General features: G+C 70.8%; 17 protein-coding genes. 13 read left to right on the top strand and 4 right to left on the bottom strand.

The features are described 5' to 3' along the window. From FE633_RS41675 to FE633_RS41645, 7 genes are all read left to right on the top strand, one after another. The coding region (locus tag FE633_RS41675) for a resuscitation-promoting factor (RefSeq protein ID WP_138050372.1) at positions 1-1158 on the top strand (1158 nt) is incomplete at its 5' end. Positions 1159-1180: 22 nt separating this feature from the next. After that, entirely contained in the window at positions 1181-2071 is an 891-nt protein-coding gene (gene rsmA, locus FE633_RS41670; protein WP_138050371.1) for a 16S rRNA (adenine(1518)-N(6)/adenine(1519)-N(6))-dimethyltransferase RsmA, read from the top strand. Next, a complete protein-coding gene (locus tag FE633_RS41665; protein WP_138050370.1) occupies positions 2068-2964 on the top strand; it encodes a 4-(cytidine 5'-diphospho)-2-C-methyl-D-erythritol kinase in 897 nt (298 codons plus the stop codon). Before rsmA ends, FE633_RS41665 begins: the two co-directional genes overlap by 4 nt. 238 nt (positions 2965-3202) lie before the next feature. Beyond that, positions 3203-5011: an ABC-F family ATP-binding cassette domain-containing protein gene (locus tag FE633_RS41660; protein WP_138050369.1), complete on the top strand. Its 1809-nt coding sequence runs from the start codon at positions 3203-3205 to the stop codon at positions 5009-5011. Positions 5012-5214: 203 nt separating this feature from the next. Then, complete coding sequence (locus FE633_RS41655; RefSeq protein WP_138050368.1) at positions 5215-7029, top strand: outer membrane protein assembly factor BamB family protein; 1815 nt, start codon at positions 5215-5217, stop codon at positions 7027-7029. A gap of 146 nt (positions 7030-7175) precedes the next feature. Further along, positions 7176-9059 carry an outer membrane protein assembly factor BamB family protein gene (locus tag FE633_RS41650; RefSeq protein ID WP_138050367.1) on the top strand — a complete coding sequence of 628 codons (1884 nt, stop codon included), beginning with the start codon at positions 7176-7178 and terminating at the stop codon, positions 9057-9059. A gap of 261 nt (positions 9060-9320) precedes the next feature. Continuing rightward, positions 9321-10013: a helix-turn-helix transcriptional regulator gene (locus FE633_RS41645; RefSeq protein ID WP_246114074.1), complete on the top strand. Its 693-nt coding sequence runs from the start codon at positions 9321-9323 to the stop codon at positions 10011-10013. A 13-nt stretch (positions 10014-10026) separates the two neighbouring features. Here the strand turns inward: FE633_RS41645 and FE633_RS41640 are convergent, their stop codons facing one another. Continuing rightward, a complete protein-coding gene (locus FE633_RS41640; RefSeq protein ID WP_138050365.1) occupies positions 10027-11220 on the bottom strand; it encodes a serine hydrolase domain-containing protein in 1194 nt (397 codons plus the stop codon). Positions 11221-11321: 101 nt separating this feature from the next. After that, entirely contained in the window at positions 11322-11996 is a 675-nt protein-coding gene (locus FE633_RS41635; RefSeq protein ID WP_138050364.1) for a formylglycine-generating enzyme family protein, read from the bottom strand. Positions 11997-12174: 178 nt separating this feature from the next. On the opposite strand from FE633_RS41635, the gene galT reads away from it, so the two are divergent. The 3 genes from galT to galK are packed head-to-tail and all read left to right on the top strand — an operon-like array spanning position 12175 to position 15379. Then, positions 12175-13263, top strand: a complete 1089-nt coding sequence (galT, locus tag FE633_RS41630; protein WP_138050363.1) for a galactose-1-phosphate uridylyltransferase — start codon at positions 12175-12177, stop codon at positions 13261-13263. Continuing rightward, positions 13260-14228 carry a UDP-glucose 4-epimerase GalE gene (gene galE / locus FE633_RS41625; protein WP_138050362.1) on the top strand — a complete coding sequence of 323 codons (969 nt, stop codon included), beginning with the start codon at positions 13260-13262 and terminating at the stop codon, positions 14226-14228. The genes galT and galE overlap by 4 nt, the downstream gene beginning before the upstream one ends. Further along, positions 14225-15379 carry a galactokinase gene (galK, locus tag FE633_RS41620; protein WP_138050361.1) on the top strand — a complete coding sequence of 385 codons (1155 nt, stop codon included), beginning with the start codon at positions 14225-14227 and terminating at the stop codon, positions 15377-15379. Before galE ends, galK begins: the two co-directional genes overlap by 4 nt. Before the next feature lie 146 nt (positions 15380-15525). Here galK and FE633_RS41615 read toward each other — a convergent pair whose 3' ends face one another. After that, on the bottom strand, positions 15526-15981 hold the full coding sequence (locus tag FE633_RS41615) for a GNAT family N-acetyltransferase (RefSeq protein WP_138050375.1): 456 nt from the start codon (positions 15979-15981) through the stop codon (positions 15526-15528). 257 nt (positions 15982-16238) lie between these two features. Here FE633_RS41615 and FE633_RS41610 point away from each other — a divergent pair, with 257 nt between their 5' ends. Continuing rightward, positions 16239-17006, top strand: coding sequence for a LuxR C-terminal-related transcriptional regulator (locus tag FE633_RS41610; protein WP_138050360.1), 768 nt, complete (start codon positions 16239-16241; stop codon positions 17004-17006). Here the strand turns inward: FE633_RS41610 and tamR are convergent. Further along, positions 16965-17462, bottom strand: coding sequence for a MarR family transcriptional regulator TamR (tamR, locus tag FE633_RS41605; RefSeq protein WP_138050359.1), 498 nt, complete (start codon positions 17460-17462; stop codon positions 16965-16967). The genes FE633_RS41610 and tamR overlap by 42 nt on opposite strands. Before the next feature lie 131 nt (positions 17463-17593). On the opposite strand from tamR, the gene FE633_RS41600 reads away from it, so the two are divergent. Next, a complete protein-coding gene (locus tag FE633_RS41600) occupies positions 17594-18406 on the top strand; it encodes a trans-aconitate 2-methyltransferase (RefSeq protein ID WP_138050358.1) in 813 nt (270 codons plus the stop codon). Positions 18407-18558: 152 nt separating this feature from the next. Continuing rightward, positions 18559-19545, top strand: a 987-nt coding sequence (locus FE633_RS41595; RefSeq protein WP_246114073.1) for an MFS transporter, incomplete at its 3' end; no start/stop codon positions are given.

The following is a 19545-nucleotide window of genomic DNA, read 5'->3' as shown; positions in this document are numbered from 1 at the left end:
CGGGCGACCGGCGGCCGGGCCGAAGCCCGTCGGGCCGCGCGGCGACGGAAGGCAGCCGCCCGGCGGCCCGACGCGGTGCGGCGGCTGGTGCCGCAGGCGCTGGTCGTGGCGTTCCTCGCGGGCGGCACCACCGCGTTCGTCGCCGACGACAAGGCGATCGTGCTGAGCGTCGACGGCGAGACCCGAACCCTGCACACCTTCGCCGACGACGTGTCCGAGCTGCTCGCGGACGAGGGCGTCGAGGCGGGCACCCACGACATCGTGGCGCCCCCGCTCGGCACGGCGCTGGCCAGTGGGGACGAGGTCGCCGTGCGGCACGGCCGGCCCATGCGCCTCACCGTCGACGGGCAGCGGCGCCGGTTGTGGACGACGGCGCTCACGGTCGACGGCGCTCTCCGGCAGATCGGGGTGCGCGCGGAGGGCGCGTACCTGTCCGCCTCGCGCTCCCGGCGGATCAGCGGCCGGGGGCTCGAGCTCGACGTCCGCACCGAGCGGACCGTCACGGTCATGGCGGACGGCGGGGCCCGGACGATCCGTACGAACGCGGCGACCGTGCGCGAGGCTCTGCAGGACGCCGGGATCACCCTGCGCGGAAAGGACACCACGTCCGTGCCGCCCGGGAGTTTCCCGCGCGACGGTCAGACGGTGACGGTCCTGCGGATCGAGGGCGGCGAGGAGGTCCGCGAGGAACCGATCCCCTTCGACGAGCACCGGGCCGAGGACTCGTCGCTGTTCAAGGGCACGGAGGTCGTCGAGCGCGAGGGCCGGCCGGGCATGCGACGCGTCACGTACGCCCTGCGGACGGTCAACGGTGTCCGGGAGAAGCCTCGCCGGATCAGGTCCGAGGTGGTGCGCCGGCCCCGCACACAGATCGTGAAGGTCGGCACGAAGCAACGGCAGTCCTCGGTCCAGGGCGCCGACCACCTGAACTGGCAGGGCCTCGCCGCCTGCGAGTCCGGCGGCCGTCCGGGCGCGGTCGACCCCTCCGGAACCTATGGCGGTCTCTATCAGTTCGACACCCGGACCTGGCACAGCGTCGGCGGCTCCGGCCGGCCCCAGGACGCGTCCGCCGCCGAGCAGACGTACCGCGCGAAGAAGCTGTACGTGCAGCGGGGCGCCGCCCCGTGGCCGGTTTGTGGGCCCAGGCTGCACGGGTGAACGGGCCCCGTACCCTTGGGGCGTGAGCAGCACCGATCCCGAGGCCCTTCTCGGGCCCGCCGACGTCCGTGAGCTGGCGGCAGCCCTGGGCGTCCGCCCCACCAAGCAGCGCGGCCAGAACTTCGTCATCGACGCCAACACGGTCCGCCGGATCGTCCGTACCGCTCAGGTGCGGCCCGAGGATGTGGTCGTCGAGGTCGGGCCGGGGCTCGGATCGCTGACCCTGGCGCTGCTGGAGGCCGCGGACCGGGTCACGGCCGTCGAGATCGACGACGTGCTCGCCGGGGCGCTGCCCGCGACGATCGCGGCGCGCATGCCGGAGCGGGCCGAGCGGTTCGCGCTCGTGCACTCCGACGCCCTGCACGTGACCGAGTTGCCGGGCCCGCCGCCGACCGCCCTCGTCGCGAACCTGCCCTACAACGTCGCCGTCCCCGTGCTGCTGCACATGCTCGACGCCTTCCCCAGCATCGAGCGGACGCTCGTGATGGTGCAGTCGGAGGTCGCCGACCGGCTCGCGGCCGCGCCCGGTTCGAAGGTGTACGGGGTGCCGTCGGTGAAGGCCAACTGGTACGCCGACGTCAAGCGGGCCGGCGCCATCGGGCGGAGCGTCTTCTGGCCCGCGCCGAACGTGGACAGCGGGCTCGTCGCGCTCGTCCGGCGCGCGGAGCCCGTCAAGACGACGGCGTCCAGGCGTGAGGTCTTCGCCGTCGTCGACGCGGCCTTCGCCCAGCGGCGCAAGACCCTGCGGGCCGCGCTCGCCGGCTGGGCGGGCTCGGCCGCGGCGGCCGAGGCCGCGCTTGTCGCGGCGGGCGTCTCTCCGCAGGCACGGGGGGAGTCCCTGACGGTGGAGGAGTTCGCACGGATCGCGGAAAACGCGCCTGTCGCGCGGAACAAGGAGCTCGGGCAGCAGTGAGTGTGACGGTACGCGTCCCCGCGAAGGTCAATGTGCAACTGGCCGTGGGCGGCGCCCGCCCCGACGGCTTCCACGACCTGGCCAACGTCTTCCTGGCGGTGGGTCTGTACGACGAGGTCACGGTGAGCCCGGCGGACGAGCTGCGCATCACGTGCGACGGGCCGGATGCGGGTCAAGTCCCCCTGGACCGTACGAACCTGGCTGCTCGCGCGGCGGAGAAACTGGCCGAGCGCCACGGTCTCGCCCCCGATGTGCACATCCACATCGCCAAGGACATCCCCGTCGCGGGCGGCATGGCGGGCGGCTCCGCCGACGGCGCGGGGGCGCTCCTCGCGTGTGACGCGCTCTGGGGTACGGGGGCATCGCAGGCCGAACTTCTCGACATCTGCGCCGAGTTGGGCAGCGATGTGCCGTTCAGCCTGGTGGGAGGTGCCGCTCTGGGCACGGGCCGGGGCGAGCGGTTGCGCCCGCTGGAGGTCGGCGGCGCCTTGCACTGGGTGTTCGCGGTGGCCGACGGCGGGCTGTCCACTCCGGCGGTGTACGGCGAGTTCGACCGCCTCAACGAAGGGGTCGAGGTCCCCGAACCGGTCGCCTCCCAGCCGCTTCTGGACGCCCTGGCGAAGGGCGATCCGGCCGCGCTCGCGGCCGCCCTCTCCAACGACCTCCAGCCGGCGGCGCTGTCGCTGCGGCCGTCGCTGGCGGACACGCTGGCCGCGGGTACGGCGGCGGGGGCCCTCGCCGGGCTGGTCTCCGGCTCGGGGCCGACGACGGCGTTCCTCACGGTGGACGCGGACTCGGCGGCGAAGGTCGCCGACGCCCTGGGCGCCTCCGGCACGTGTCGCATGGCGCGGGTGGCCTCGGGGCCTGCGCGGGGGGCTTGCCGCCTGGGCTGAGCTGGGGGTTTCCTCGCCCCCGCCGCCCCTACCCGTCCCATCCTGTACCTGGGGGCTGCGCCCCCAGACCCCCGCTGATCGGCCTGAACGGCCTCGTCCTCAAACGCCGGACGGGCTGATTGATGCCGGCCCGGGCTCGAAAATTCAGCCCCGGGGCGGAGCCCCAGGGGACGGGAATCGGTGGGGCGGCGGGGGCGACTACCCTGGAGGGTCGATCGTCCCCCTTGTCAGGAGAGAAATGGCCGTCAACCTGGTCAACGTCGAGAACGTCAGCAAGGTGTACGGCACCCGTGCCCTGCTCGACGGCGTCTCGCTCGGCGTGTCCGAAGGGGACCGGATCGGGGTGGTGGGCCGCAACGGTGACGGCAAGACCACGCTGATCCGGATGCTCGCCAAGCTGGAGGAGGCCGACACCGGTCGCGTCACCCACTCCGGCGGGCTGCACCTCGGCGTGCTCACCCAGCACGACTCGCTCGACCCCGAGGCCACCGTCCGTCACGAGGTCATCCGGGACATGGCCGACCACGAGTGGGCGGGCAACGCCAAGATCAGGGACGTACTGACCGGACTCTTCGGCGGGCTCGACCTGCCCGGCTTCCCGCAGGGGCTCGACACCGTCATCGGCCCGCTCTCCGGTGGCGAGCGGCGCCGCATCGCGCTGGCCAAGCTGCTCATCGAGGAGCAGGACCTGATCATCCTCGACGAGCCCACGAACCACCTGGATGTGGAAGGCATCGCCTGGCTCGCGCAGCATCTGCGCGAGCGCCGGTCCGCGCTCGTCTGCGTCACCCACGACCGCTGGTTCCTCGACCAGGTCTGCACGCGCATGTGGGACGTGCAGAAGGGCGACGTGTACGAGTACGAGGGCGGCTACTCCGACTACGTCTTCGCGCGCGCCGAGCGCGAGCGCATCGCGGCGACGGAGGAGGTCAAGCGCCAGAACCTGGTCAGGAAGGAGCTGGCGTGGCTGCGGCGCGGCGCTCCCGCCCGTACGTCCAAGCCCCGCTTCCGCGTCGAGGCCGCGAACGAGCTGATCGCGGACGTACCGCCGCCGCGCGACAGCAGCGAGCTGATGAAGTTCGCGTCCACCCGGCTCGGCAAGACCGTCTTCGACCTGAAGGACGTCACCGTGCAGGCCGGGCCCAAGGTGCTGCTCAAGCATCTGACCTGGCAGCTCGGGCCGGGGGACCGGATCGGCCTGGTCGGTGTGAACGGCTCCGGCAAGACCTCCCTCCTGCGCGCCATGGCCGACGCGGCGCGCAGTGAGGGCGAGCGGCAGCCCGTGGGGGGCCGGGTCGTCACCGGCAAGACCGTCAAGCTCGCCTACCTCTCCCAGGAGGTCGCCGAGCTCGACCCGAGCTGGCGGGTCCTGCAAGCCGTTCAGCAGGTTCGCGACCGGGTCGACCTCGGCAAGGGGCGCGAGATGACCGCGGGGCAGCTGTGCGAGACCTTCGGCTTCGGCAAGGAGAAGCAGTGGACTCCCGTCGGAGACCTGAGCGGTGGTGAGCGCCGCCGGCTCCAGCTCCTGCGGCTGCTGATGGACGAGCCCAACGTCCTCTTCCTCGACGAGCCCACCAACGACCTCGACATCGAGACGCTCACCCAGCTCGAGGACGTCCTCGACGGGTGGCCCGGCTCGATGGTCGTGATCTCCCACGACCGGTTCTTCATCGAGCGCACCACCGACAAGGTGTACGCGCTGCTCGGCGACGCCACGCTGCGGATGCTGCCGCGCGGGATCGACGAGTACCTCGAGCGGCGCCATCGGATGGAGGAGCTCGCGGCGGCCTCGGTTCCCGCGCCCACCGCCGAGAGGACGGCGAAGGCGGCCTCCGCTGCCGACACCCGCGCCGCCAAGAAGGAACTCCAGAAGATCGAGCGGCAGTTGGACAAGATCTCCGAGCGGGAGACGAAGCTGCACGCCCAAATCGCCGAGAACGCCACGGACTTCGAGAAGGTGGCCGAACTGGACGCCGAACTGCGGGAACTGGCCACCGGGCGCGAGGACCTGGAGACGCGTTGGCTGGAGCTGGCAGACGACGCGTGAAGAGTGCGTGAAGGAGCGTAACGAGGGCATCACGGGCCGGTCCTCCCTTGGGAACAGGGGTTGACCGGCCCTCAGTTCGAGAACGGCAGGGTGATAGAAAGGCCGTCTGAGAACCGTCTGAGTACGACGCTGAGTACAACTCCGTGTTCTCTACGTACTTCTAGGCGTGGCTAAAAATCAGTGAAATAAGGGGGAACGCGCTGATGACTCAGCCGCCCAACCAGCCGCCGCAAGGCGGGTTCGGAGCACCGCAGGATCAGCCACCGCAGGGAGGTTTCGGCGCCCCGCAGAACCCGGGCCCGCAGAACCCTGGTCAGGGGACGCCTCCACCGCCCGCGCAGCCGCCGCAGTCGCCGCCGCCTCCGCAGGGGGCGCCGCAGACCCCGCCGCCTCCGCAGGGCGCTCCGCCGCAGAACCCGCCCGCGCCCCAGCCCGGTTACGGATACCCCCAGCAGCCCGGCCCCTACAGCCAGCCCGGCCCGTACGGTCAGCCGCAGCAGCCCGGTCCCTACGGTCAGCCCGGCTACGGATACCCGCAGCAGGCGCAGTTCCCGGGCGCGCCCGGCACCCCGCCGGGCGGCGGCCCGCGCAACCCCTTCAAGGGCAAGCCCGCGATGATCATCGGGGCCGCGCTGGCCGCGGCGCTCGTCATCGGCGGCACCGTGTGGGCGGTCTCCGGCAGCGGTGACGACGACAAGAAGCCCGTCGCGGAGGAGAGCAAGGGCGCCAAGCCCTCCGCCGACGACGAACCGGTCAACCCCGGTGACGGCGACGGCAACGGCGACTCGGACCCCGAGGACCTCAACGCGGGCCGTCAGGCGGGCGAGTCGAAGGTGCTCTGGTACAAGGAGGCGCCCGACGCGCCCGGTTCGGGCGCCGACGCCCCCGGCCAGTGGGTCACCGACAAGACCGCCGTGAAGGCCGCGTACAAGCAGCTCTTCGCGTACAACGTCAGCGACGGCAAGCCGACTTGGCCCGAGATCACGTTCCCGCAGAAGATCTGCGCGGTCACCCCGCAGAAGACGGCCGACGACAAGATCGTCGTGGCGTACATGGACGGCGTCAGCGACCGGGCCAACTGCAACCAGCTGCAGGAGATCGACCTCAACACCGGCAAGAAGGGCTGGACCGAGGAGGTCGCGGAGGGCGAGCTCTTCGACAGCACGCTCCAGCTCGGCCTGACCATCAGCGGCGACACATTGATGGTGGGCCGCTCGCAGTCCGGGACGGCGTACAACGTCAAGACCGGCACCAAGAAGTGGGACAAGAAGAAGTACGGCTCCGCCTGCTTCCCGGCCGCGTTCGCGGGCGGCAGCAAGCTCATCGCCGTCTCGTCCTGCGCGGCCAGCTCGGACAACGAGCACGACGAGGTGCAGGAGCTCGACCCGGCGACGGGCAGCGCCAAGTGGACCAAGAAGATCCCCAAGGGCTGGCAGGTCGCGCGGACCTACTCCGTCGACCCCGTCGTTCTCTACCTCACCAACGAGGACAAGAAGCAGTGGAACATCTCCACGCTGAAGAACGGCAGCAGCACGGTCCGCTCGCAGGTCGACGTCGACGAGTCCTTCGCGCCGGAGTGCGGTTGGGCGATCCTCTCGCGTGATCTGCAGGGCTGCCAGGGCGTCGCGGTCGACGCGAACACCCTCTACCTGCCGACCGAGGCGACGACCGGCGCCAACGAGGTCGTCGCGATCAACCTGGAGACCGGCAAGGAGAAGTGGCGCACCAAGTCCCCGCAGGACGAGTCGATGCTGCCGCTGAAGATGGACGGCACGAACCTCATCGCGTACGTACAGCCGTCGTACGACGCGGGCGGCCGGATCGTCTCCATCCCGACGACGGGCAGTTCACACACGCCGAAGAAGCTGCTGCAGAACCCGCAGGGCACCGCGGACATCGAGAACGGCTTCTACTCGAAGGCCGTGGACTACGTGGACGGGCGCTTCTACATCTCCACCACGCGGCTGAACGGCAATGACCAGTCGAAGGAAAAGCTGATGCTGGCCTTCGGCAAGTGACCGGGTGACCAGGGGGTGTCGTTCGGATCACCCCCTGGCCGTCCTGCCGTCACCGCCTGCCGTCACCGCCTGCCGTCCCCGTCTGCCGGCTCGTCCGGCACCCCTTGTCTTCTCCGACTTCTCCCAGTCTTCCGAGGTAACCCGTCATGAGTCAGCCGCCGCCCCCGCCGCCCAACCAGCCACCGCAGGAAGGCGGTTTCGGCGCCCCCCAGGACCCGCCGCCGGGTGGCTTCGGGGCTCCCCAGGACCCGCCGCCCGGTGGTTTCGGGGCTCCGCAGAGCCCGCCGCCGGGTGGTTACGGCGCGCCGGCCGCGCCGCCGAACAGCCCGCCCCCGCCGGGACCGGGCTACGGCTACCCGCAGGCACCCCCGCCCCAGACGCCACCGCAGACCCCGCCGCAGACTCCGCCCCAGGCCCCGCCTCCGGGGGCCCCGCCGCAGCAGTACGGCTACCCGCAACAGCCGCCGCAGACGCAGCCGCCGGGCCAGCCGCCCGGTTACGGCTACCCGGGCCAGCCGCCCCAGTACGGCTACCCGCAGGCGACCATGCCGCTTCAGCCGCAGGCCCAGGGCGGGAGCGGCGGCGGGCGGAAGCCCAACGCCCAGATGGTCATCATCGTCGCGGCCGTCGCGGCGATCGCCCTCATCGTCGGCGGCGGTGTCTGGTACGCGTCCTCGTCCGGCAAGGACGACGACAAGAACGCCTCGGGCTCGTCCGGCGGCACCGGCGGCAAGGACGACAACGGCGGCAAGGATGCTCCGGGCGGAGGCGGCTCGGAGAAGGTGCCGTCCAACACGAGCGCCAAGCTGCTCTTCCAGGTGCCCGCGGCCGAGGTGCCCAAGGAGGATGTCTGGAGCGTCGAGGGCTCCTGGCTGACGGACAAGGTGTACGCCAAGTCCGCCATCAACGAGGTCATCGGGTACGACGCGGCCACCGGCAAGAAGTCCTGGACCCTGCCTCTGACCGGCCAGACCTGCGCGGGCTCGCCCGAGATCACCAAGGACGGCGTGGCCGTGGTGATCGCCGAGGAGTCCAAGCGCAGCAAGAGCAACAAGTACCCGCAGTGCACCGAGGTCACGGCGTTCAACCTGAACACCGGCAACAAGCTCTGGACCAAGTCCGTCACCTCCAACGGCGACCAGAAGGCCGTCTTCAAGGAAGCCAGCATCACCGGCACCACGGTCGCGGTGGGCTCCGGCCTCAACGGCGGCGCGGCGTTCGACATCACGTCGGGCAAGATCCTGTGGCAGCCGAAGGTCGAGGAATGCGAGGACGTCGGCTACCGCGGCGGCGAGCAGTTGGTCGCGGTGCGCAAGTGCGGTGAGTACGGCAGCGAGAAGTACGAGGTCCAGCTGCTCGACCCGAAGACGGGCACCGTCAAGTGGAAGTACCCGCTTCCCGCGGGCATCGACAACGCCAAGGTGATCTCCAGCAAGCCGGTCGTCTTCGGCGTGGACTCCGGAAGTGAGCCCACCCTGACCGGCACCTCGGACATCTTCTCGCTGGACGACAACGGCAAGCTGCGAGTCAAGATCGCGATGCCGGAGGAACAGTACGAGCACGACTGCGACTACGGCGAGATCCACGGCTGCAAGGGCGTCACCGTCGGCAACGACAAGCTGTACGTCCCGACCAAGCGGCACGACGGCACCAAGGAGTACAGCCAGACCAACGAGGTCGTCGCCTTCTCGCTGGCCACGGGCAAGACCACCGGTGACCGCGCCGACGCCGGCGACGACTACGAGATCTTCCCGATCCGGATGGACGGCGGCAACATCATCGCGTACAAGCAGGGCCCCTACGACAAGGGTTCCCAGGTCGTCTCCATCGACGGCGGCAGCTTCAAGCAGACCAAGCTCCTGGAGACCCCGGCCACCAGGCCGGTCCGTGACGCGATCACCAGCATGTCGCCGATGCGCTCCGAGATGCTCTACACCAACGGCCGTCTCTTCATGGGCCAGGACCTGATCAGCAAGCCGTCGACCTCGGACCGGGAGAACTACACGGCGATCGGATTCGGCGCACAGTAGGCCCCGCGTCGATCAAGGCGGCCGCGCGTCGATCACGGCCCCGTCCCTGCTCAGGGGCGGGGCCGTACGCGTACCGTCCGTTGCTGTGGAATGCGAGGAATTTCGGCAATCCGGGGCACTTCTCACCGGTAGGGGAAGCGCAACGTCGAACAAGCGTGTAGCTTCCGGGGGATGGAGAGCCGGGGGGCTGCTCCTATCCATGGGGTACCCGTAGGGACCCTTGGGGGGACTGGGGGGTTGGGCTCGATGGGAGTGCGGCTCATGGTGGTCGACGACCACCGTCTGCTCGCCGAGGCGCTGGCCTCGGCGTTGAAGCTGCGCGGGCACCGTGTGCTGGCCGCGGCGGCGCCCGCCGCGGGGGCGGCGGAACTGGTGATCACGAGGGCACCCGAGGTGTGCCTGATCGGCACGGCCACGCCCGCCGAACCGGGCATCTTCGATCCGGTGGTGCGGATCAAGCGGGAGCGTCCGCAGGTCGCGGTACTGGTGCTGGGCCCGGTACCCAACCCGCGAGGCATCGCCGCGGCCTTCGCCGCCGGCGCCTCCGGTTACGTACGTCACGACGAGCGGATCGAGGGTGTGGAGCGCGCCATCATGAAGGCGCGGGCGGGGGAGGCGGCCGTGGCGCCGCAGCTTCTGCAACAGGCTTTCAGTGAGCTGCTCAACCCGGCCGCGCAGCCCGACGACGAGGGCCAGCGGCTGCTCCAGATGCTGACGCCGAGGGAGGTCGAGGTGCTGGTGAGAGTCGCGGACGGCGAGGACACACGCCTCATCGCGGCCGGCATGGGCATCGCACCCAGTACCGCGCGCACACATGTGCAGCGGGTCCTGATGAAGCTGGGCGTGGGCTCACGCCTGGAGGCGGCGGCACTGGCGGCCCGCACGGGCCTGCTGGACCGTGCGGGCCCGGTACCGTCCTCACCTCCGGAGACGGGCAGAGGTCCGCAGGCGTAGCAACTCTCCGTGCCTATCCGCGCGACCGGGCGCACAGGGCGCGGTCGATCAGGTCGGTGATGCCCCGGATCTGGCGTACGGCCGTCTTCTCGTCGGCGGGCCGGCTGTGGACGGCGACGGTGACAGAGGTCCGGCCGTCGGGCGTGGTCGCGGGCCACGCCAGGTAGCCGAAGCCACTGCCGCTGTGGCCCCAGTATCCGCCGCCGCAGGTCAGTGGGGTCCACCCGAGCCCCAGCCCGTAGCGCTCGCCCGGCACGTCTCCGGGGGCGTCGGGTACGTCGACCGTGCGTCGCATCTCGGCGAGTTGGGCGGGGGCGAGAAGCCTGCCACTCAGGAGGGCCGAGAAGAAGCGGTTGGTGTCGGCGGTCGTGCTGATGATCGAGCCGTCGGCGTCTCCGTCGAAGGGGAGATAGGCGATGGTCGTGTCCGTCATCGTGCCGGAGCCTGGTCCGGACTGGTCGAACTGCTGGTAGTTACGGGCGTGGGGGCGCGGGAGATAGGGGTCGTCGCCCGGCATGTAGGTGCGCGTGAGCCGCAGCGGGCGCACGATGCGTGACCTCACCTCCTGGTCCCAGGACCTGCCGGTGACCGCCTTGATCACCATCCCGGCCAGGATGTAGTTGGTGTTGGAGTACTCCCACCGTGTGCCCGGCTCGAAGGCCGGCGGGTGCGTCATGGCGAACGCGACGCGCTGCTGCGAGGTGTATGTCGTCCAGCGGTGCTTCCGGTATCCGGCCGCGCTCGTCTCGGGCACGACGTCCGCGATGTAGTCGGGCAGACCGCTGGTGTGCTGGAGGAGTTGGCGGACGGTGATACGGCGGCCGTCGTTGCCGTGGCCGCGGACCGCGCCCGGCAGCCACCGGTCCACGGTGTCGTCGAGGGACATCCGCCCCTCGCCGACGAGTTGGAGGAGGACGGTCGCGACGTACGTCTTCGTGGTGCTGCCGATGCGGATGTATTCGGCGGGAGGTACCGGGGCCCGGGTGGCGAGGTCGGCCACTCCGCTGCGGACGGTCCGGGTGTCGCGGGGCGTGTCCAGGCGTACGGACACGCCGGTCACGCCGGAGTCGCGCAGCGCGTCGGCGTCTCGTTGCAGGCCGGACGACTCCGCGTGTGCGCGGGCCGGGGCGAGGGCCGCCAGGAGTGCGAGGGCGACGGCCGCCGCCGCGGTGGCTCGGCGGGCGGTGTGGGGGATGGCGATGGGCATGAGAGCACCGTAGGAACGCCCGTTCCGGGCCCACCATCCGGCAAACCCCCACGTCTCGCCGGGGGTTTTCCTCAGCTGGTCGTACGGAGGCCGCCGTCGAATCAGCCCGGGATGGATCGTGCGACGCGGAAGCCCACGTCGTCGACCTGGAAGGTCGGGTGGCTGCGGCGGCGCACGGATGCCCGGCAGCTCCAGTGCTCGTCGAACCAGCCACCGCCGCGCAGCACCCGGTAGGCGCCGTAGACCTCGGCGTCGTAGAGGTCCCAGCACCACTCCCAGACGTTGCCGAGCATGTCGTACAGGCCCCACGGGTTGGGCTGCTTGCCGCCCACGTCGTGGACTCGCCCTTGCGCATTGCCGCGGTACCAAGCGATCTCGTCGAGCGGCCCGTAACGCGGTCCGGCCGTCGCGGCACGGCAGGCATGTTCCCACTCGGCCTCGGTCGGCAGCCTGTACCCATCGGAGGATGCGTCCCACTCGATGCCTTCGCCGTCGGCATGGAAGTGGTAGGCGGGCGCGAACCCGTCGCGTCGCGACAGGGCGTTGCAGAACCGGACCGCGTCCCTCCAGCTGACCTCCCCGACGGGCAGTCGGTCCCCTTGGGCGGTGCCCGGTCGCCGGCCGGTGATCTGTTCGTACAGCGACTGGGTGACCTGGAACGCCGTGAGGCGGTAGGGCGCGAGCTCGACCGACCAACTGCGTTGTGTCCGCCGGTCCGACAGCGTTACCTGCCCCGGAGGGACAGTGACCATCTCGCTTTCCACACCCGCGTCCATGGGCAGGTGATCTTACCGGCGCCGGCCGATGGACCACTGCGCGGCCGGTCTCCATGCGGGCGACGACCTGAACACTCAGGATGGTGATCTTTGTTTGATTGTGATGTTGACTGGCGTGGTGAGTTGTGGTTTCTTGTGTTTAGTTCTGTTTGATGGGTGCAGCACAGGGAGCCCGACAGTGAAAAAGACCTCGACCCGGCTGGCCGACGGTCGCGAACTCATCTACTACGACGCGCGTGACGACGCGGTCCGCGACGCGGTCGACCGCAGGCCGCTCGACCCGACCGTCACCACCTCGGAGATCCGCCGCGACCCGCTGCTCGGCGACTCGGTCGCGATCGCCTCCCACCGCCAGGGCCGCACCTACCACCCGCCGGCGAACGAGTGCCCCCTGTGCCCCTCGTCCGGTGACAGGCTCAGCGAGATACCGGACTCCTCGTACGACGTCGCGGTCTTCGAGAACCGCTTCCCGTCGCTGGCCGGGGACTCGGGCCGCTGCGAGGTCGTCTGCTTCACCTCGGACCACGACGCGTCCTTCGCCGACCTCACCGAGGAGCAGGCGGGACTGGTCCTCGACGCGTGGACCGACCGCACCGCCGAGCTGTCCCATCTCCCCTCCGTCGAGCAGGTCTTCTGCTTCGAGAACCGCGGCGCCGAGATCGGCGTGACCCTCGGGCACCCGCACGGCCAGATCTACGCCTACCCCTTCACCACGCCTCGCACGGCCCTGATGCTGCGCTCGCTCGCGGCGCACAAGGAGGCGACGGGCGGGGAGAACCTCTTCGACGACGTGGTCGCCCGCGAGCTGTCCGACGGCGACCGGATCGTGCTGGACGCCGACCACTGGGTCGCCTTCGTGCCGTACGCGGCGCACTGGCCGTACGAGGTGCACCTCTACCCCAAGCGCCGGGTGGCCGACCTGCTCGCGCTCGACGACGCGGCGCGCACAGAATTCCCCCAGGTGTATCTGGAACTCTTGAGGCGCTTCGACCGGATCTTCGATGGGCGGGATGGAGGGAAAGACGGCGCGGGCGAGCCTCCGACGCCGTACATCGCCGCCTGGCATCAGGCGCCGTTCGGCACGCTGGAGGAGTTCGAGGGCGTCAGCCGTGACGACTTCGCGCTTCACCTCGAGCTTTTCACCATCCGCCGCACTTCCGGCAAGCTGAAGTTTCTCGCGGGTTCCGAGTCCGGCATGAACGTGTTCATCAACGACGTGCCGCCGGAAACCGCGGCCCAGCGACTGCGAGAGGTAGCGAGTTCATGAGTGGGAAGTACCTGGTCACCGGCGGCGCGGGTTATGTCGGCAGCGTGGTCGCGCAGCACCTGCTGGAGGCGGGCCACGAGGTCGTCGTCCTCGACAACCTGTCGACCGGCTTCCGCGAGGGCGTCCCGGCGGGTGCTTCCTTCATCGAGGGCGACATCCGTGATGCCGCCAAGTGGCTGGACTCCTCCTTCGACGCGGTGCTGCACTTCGCCGCGTTCTCGCAGGTCGGCGAGTCCGTCGTGAAGCCCGAGAAGTACTGGGACAACAACGTCGGCGGCACGATGGCGCTGCTGGCCGCCATGCGCACCGTGGGCGTGCGCAAGCTGGTCTTCTCCTCCACGGCCGCCACGTACGGCGAACCGGAGGAGACCCCGATCGTCGAGTCCGCGCCGACGTCGCCGACGAACCCGTACGGCGCCTCGAAGCTCGCCGTCGACCACATGATCACCGGCGAGGCGGCCGCGCACGGCCTGGGCGCGGTGTCGCTGCGCTACTTCAACGTGGCGGGCGCGTACGGCAGCTGCGGTGAGCGGCACGACCCCGAGTCGCACCTCATCCCGCTGGTGCTGCAGGTCGCCCAGGGCCGCCGGGAGGCCATCTCGGTGTTCGGCGACGACTACCCGACGCCCGACGGCACCTGCATCCGCGACTACATCCACGTGGCGGACCTGGCGGAGGCCCACCTGCTGGCCGTCGAGGCGGCCACGCCCGGCGAACACCTGATCTGCAACCTCGGCAACGGCAACGGCTTCTCCGTCCGCGAGGTCATCGAGACCGTCCGCAAGGTCACCGGCCACCCGATCCCCGAGGTGATGGCCCCGCGCCGCGGCGGCGACCCGGCGGTGCTGGTGGCCTCGGCGCGGTCGGCCCGTGACCGGCTCGGCTGGAACCCGTCCCGCGCGGACCTCGCGGGCATCGTGGCGGACGCGTGGGAGTTCGCGCAGAACAGGGAGAGTGGATCGTGAGCATCGCCGAGCTCGCCGAGCGGTTCGAGGAGCTGTACGCGCGCGTCCCCGAAGGTGTCTGGGCGGCGCCGGGGCGGGTCAATCTGATCGGTGAGCACACCGACTACAACGACGGCTTCGTGATGCCCTTCGCCCTGCCGCACACCACGGTCGCCGCCGTGGCCCGGCGCGAGGACGGCGTGCTGCGCCTGCACTCGGCCGACGTCGAGGGCGGCGTCGTCGAACTGCGCGTCGACGAGCTCGCTCCGCGGTCCGACCAGGACTGGACGGCATACCCGGCGGGCGTGGTGTGGGCACTGCGCGAGGCGGGCCACGCCGTGACCGGCGCGGACATCCACCTGACCTCCACGGTCCCGACGGGCGCGGGCCTGTCCTCCTCGGCGGCCCTGGAGGTCGTCACGGCCCTGGCCCTCGACGAGCTGTACGGGCTCGGCATCGAGCGCCCGCAGCTGGCCCTCCTGTGCCGGCGCGCCGAGAACGAGTACGTCGGGGCGCCCACCGGGATCATGGACCAGACGGCGTCCGCCTGCTGCATGGACGGCCACGCCCTGTTCCTCGACACCCGCGACCTCTCCCAGCGGCAGATCCCCTTCGACCTGGCGGCCGAGGGCATGCGGCTGCTGGTCGTCGACACGCGCGTCAAGCACTCGCACAGCAACGGCGAGTACGGCAAGCGGCGGGCCGGCTGCGAGAAGGGTGCGGCGCTGCTCGGCGTCGACGCCCTGCGGGACGTGGCGTTCGAAGAGCTGGACGCGGCGCTGGAGCGCTTGGGCGACGAGGAAGAAGTACGCCGCCTGGTGCGCCACATCGTGACGGAGAACCATCGCGTGGAGCGGGTCGTGTCGTTGCTGAAGGCGGGCGACACGCGGGCGATCGGGCCGGTGCTCAACGAGGGGCACGTGTCCCTCCGGGACGACTTCCGCATCTCCTGCCCGGAGCTGGACCTGGTCGTCGACACGGCGCTGTCGGCCGGTGCGGTGGGTGCCCGTATGACGGGCGGCGGTTTCGGCGGGTCGGCGATCGTGCTCGCGGAGGCGGCGGACGTGGACACGATCACCAAGGCGGTGGAGGAGGCTTTCGCCGCGGCGGGCTTCGGGGCACCTCGGTCGTTCACGGCGGTGCCGGACGCGGGGGCGCGGCGCCTGGGCTGAGCACTCCTCAAACGCCGGAGGGGCTGATCTTCAGCCCGTCCGGCGTTTGAGGACGAGGCCGCAAGGCCGATACGGGGGTCTGGGGGCGGAGCCCCCAGGTACGGGATGGGACGGGTAGGGGCGGCGGGGGCGAAAAACCCTCCCGTTCACCCCAGCCGCTTCGTCAGCGTGTACTCCGTGATCCCCGGCGGATAGTCGGGGATCACGCACACCACGTCGTAGCCCTGCTTCTTGTAGAACTCGGGCGCCTGGAAGTCCCACGTCTCCACGCGGGAGTCGTGACAGCCGCGCTCGGCCGCGGCCACCCGCTCCGCCTCGGCCAGCAGCCGCCCCCCGACCCCGAGCCCCCGGTGCCTTTCGTCGACCCAGAGGTACGTCACGTGGAGCCAGCTCGTCCAGGTGTGGCCGACGAGACCGCCCGCCAGATCATCCCGCTCGTCCAACGCCCATACCTGCAGCGGTAGTTCACGTTCGCCAGGAGTGCCGCGCAGAGACCGGAGCACGGAAGAAGCCGCCATGTTGGCCTCCCGGAGCCGGGAACGCAGCAACTGGCTAAACTCTTTGTCGACTCCTGTCTCCATACGAAACATACGGCTCACCATAAACGCGCTGGCCAATCAGTTCTGCAATTTACCTTCCGCTCCTGCCACCCGGCCTTACTCTGATGAACAGCACCGGTGGGGGCCGGTGCTGATCAGGGGGCGAGACAGTCGGGTACGACGCCCGGAGTGGGGGTAGCAGTTCCAGCACGGCGGCGGCCGTGCGGCTGCGGCAGCCCATTCCCGGGTCCTGGGGCTTGGGAACGAACACTCCGGGCGCCGTACCCGCGCAGGCCGTCCCCCGACCAGTGGGGGTATCAGTGGTTCGCATCCGTGTCCTGGTCGTCGACGACCACCGCATCTTCGCCGAGTCGCTCGCCGCGGCCCTTGCCGCGGAGCCCGACGTCGACGTCTCCGCGGCCGGCAGCGGCCCCGCCGCGCTGCGCTGCCTGGAGCGAGCGGCGGCGGAAGGCCGCAGGTTCGACGTGCTGCTCGTCGACGCCGACCTGGGCGGCAACGTTCTGGGTGCCCGCCCGGCCGTATCCGTGCACGACAACAACGAGGAAGGCCTGGTCGACGGCATCTCCCTGGTCGCGGGCGTCCGTTCGGGCCAGCCCGCCGTCCGGACGGTCGTCCTCGCCGAGAAGGACGACCCGCGCCGCGCGGCCCTCGCCCTGCAGGCCGGGGCGTCGGGCTGGGTCGCCAAGGACTGCTCGCTGTCCAGGCTGCTGACGGTCATCCGGGGTGTGCTGCGGGACGAGACGCATCTGCCGCCCGCGCTCCTCACGGGCGTGCTGCGTGAACTCACCGCCGCGCGCAAGCACCGCACCGAGAGCGAGCGGCTCGTCGAGTCCCTCACCCCGCGCGAGCGCGAGGTGCTGCGGTGCATGGTCGCGGGCCTGGGGCGCAAGGCCGTCGCCGAGCGCCTGTTCCTCTCCCCGCACACCGTCCGCACGCATATGCAGAACGTGCTGGGGAAGCTGGGCGTGCACTCGACCCTCGCCGCCGTGGCGCTCGCCCGCCGCGCCGGGGTGGGGCCCGTCGACCTAGCCGGGGATGTTGTCGAACGGGGCGGTCAGCTGGCGTAGCAGCCCGGCCAGTTCGCCGCGCTGGGCGGTGGTGAGCTCCGCCAGGATCGCCCGCTCCTGGTCGAGGAGCCCGGCGAGGGCCTGGTCCGCGCGGTCGCGTCCCTCCGCCGTCAGCCGCACCAGCACACCTCGGCGGTCGCTGGGGTCGGGAAGCCGCTCCACCAGGCCCTTCTTCGCCAGGCGGTCGATACGGTTCGTCATCGTGCCGGATGTCACGAGGGTCTGGGTGAGCAGTTGACCGGGGGAGAGCTGGTAGGGGGTCCCGGCGCGCCTCAGTGCCGTCAGGACGTCGAACTCCCAGGGCTCCAGGTTGTGCTCGGCGAACGCCAGACGGCGTGCGCGGTCCAGGTGCCGTGCCAGTCTGCTCACGCGGCTGAGCACTTCCAGCGGCTCCACGTCGAGGTCAGGGCGCTCGCGGCGCCATGCTGCGACCAGTCGATCGACCTCGTCCTCCATGACGATCAGTGTAATGGTTGTGTCGACGTGAAGTCTCTTGACGTCAAGATACTTGGGGTGTGAGGGTGGAAATCACCTCAGCCCGTGACTTCCCGCGGGTGACAGTGACTTCGTCTGCGAGGAGGCCCTTCATGCCCGCCGCCACTCCCACCTGGGACCCGGGTCAGTACCTGCGCCATGCCGAGCACCGCGCCCGCCCCTTCGCCGACCTCCTCGCCCATGTCCCGGCCCTGCCCGCGGACCCGGCCCGCATCGCCGACCTGGGCTGCGGCCCCGGCAACGTCACGACCCAGCTCGCCGAGCGCTGGCCGACCGCACACATCACCGGGTACGACAACTCCAGGGAGATGCTCGCCCGGGCCGAGGCGTACGCGGGTGTCACGGCCGGGGGCGGCCGCCTCGACTTCGCCCACGCGGACCTCACGGAGTGGGCGCCCACGGAGACGTACGACCTGATCGTCTCGAACGCGGCACTCCACTGGGTGCCGGGTCATCTGGACGCGTTCGCGGGCTGGCTCGACGCGGTGGCGCCCGGCGGCGTCTTCGCGTTCCAGGTCCCCAACAACCTCGACGCCCCCCTGCACTCCCTGCTGCGCGAACTCGCCGTCTCCGCACGCTGGCGCGACCGTCTCGGCGACGTCGTCCGCCACGAGGACTCGGTGCACGCCCCGACCGTCTACCTCGATCGCCTGGCCCGGCTCGGCTGCGACGTCGACGTGTGGGAGACGACGTACATGCAGCTCCTCCAGGGGCAGGACCCCGTCCTCGACTGGGCCAAGGGCACGGCCCTCCGCCCCGCCCTCACGGCCCTGTCGACCGATCCCGAGGCGAGGGACGCCTTCGTGACCGAGTACCGCGACCTGCTCCGAGAGGCCTATCCGACGGCTCCGTATGGCACGGTTCTCCCCTTCCGCCGCCTCTTCGTCGTCGCCCGGAAGGGGTGAGGTGCGGGGTGACCGCGGCGGGTCGGGGGCGGGGCGGGGGTGGTGTGGCCGAGGTGTTTCGGGGTCGCCAGTGAATGTTGTGCAGATTATTGACGGCCGTCGGGTGCGCGCCTATCTTCGCGGTGTCCCTCCCCCGCTCAAGGGAGCCCGCGATGTCCCCGTCCCCCGTCGCAGCACCGTCCACGACTCCCGAACAAATGCGGCAACTGCGCCGTGTCGCACTGTCCGGACTGCTCGGTACCGCCGTGGAGTTCTACGACTTCCTCGTCTACGGAACCGTCGCCGCGCTCGTCTTCGGCGAGCTGTTCTTCCCCGGCGCCGACCCCGCCGTCGGCACCATCGCCGCGTTCGGCACCTTCGCCGCCGGCTACCTCGCCCGCCCGCTCGGCGGCATCCTCTTCGGCCACTTCGGCGACCGGCTCGGCCGCAAGTCCATGCTGCTGCTCACCATGGGCCTGATGGGCGGCGCCAGCTTCCTGATCGGCCTGCTGCCCACCTACGACACGATCGGCGTCTGGGCACCCGTCCTGCTGATCACCCTGCGCGTCGTCCAGGGCATCGCCATCGGCGGCGAATGGGGCGGCGCCACCCTGATGGTCGTCGAACACGCCGGGGAACGACGACGCGGACTGTGGTCCAGCTTCACGCAGATGGGAGCACCGCTGGGCTCCCTGCTCTCCTCCGCCGTCGTCACCTTCGTCGTCACCCTGCCCAAGGACCAGTTCGCCGCCTGGGGCTGGCGCGTGCCCTTCCTGCTCAGCGTCGTCCTCTTGGGCGTCGGACTCTTCGTACGCCTGAAGGTGGCGGAGAGCCCGCTGTTCGCCGAGGTGAAGAAGGAGCGCACCGAGGCCCGGCTGCCCGTCGTGGAGGTGCTGCGGCGCCCGCGCCCGGTGCTGCTGGCCTGCTGTGTCGGCATCGGTGCCTTCACCGCCCAGTCGCTGCTGACCAGCTACATGATCGCGTACGCCACCGGCATCGGCTACGCCCGCCCCCAGGTGCTCAGTGCCCTCACCGTCTCCGCCTGCGTCGCGCTCGTCGTGCTGCCCTGCGCCTCCGCGCTGTCCGACCGCATCGGCCGCCGCCCGGTCGTCCTCGCCGGAGCCCTCACCTCCGCCGCCCTCGCCTTCCCCGTACTCGCA

It is taken from the genome of Streptomyces montanus (genome assembly GCF_005786655.1).
Lineage (GTDB): Bacteria > Actinomycetota > Actinomycetes > Streptomycetales > Streptomycetaceae > Streptomyces > Streptomyces sporangiiformans.
The sequence above is the reverse complement of the archived record's forward strand: the minus strand, read 5'-3'. Positions and strand labels throughout refer to the sequence as shown.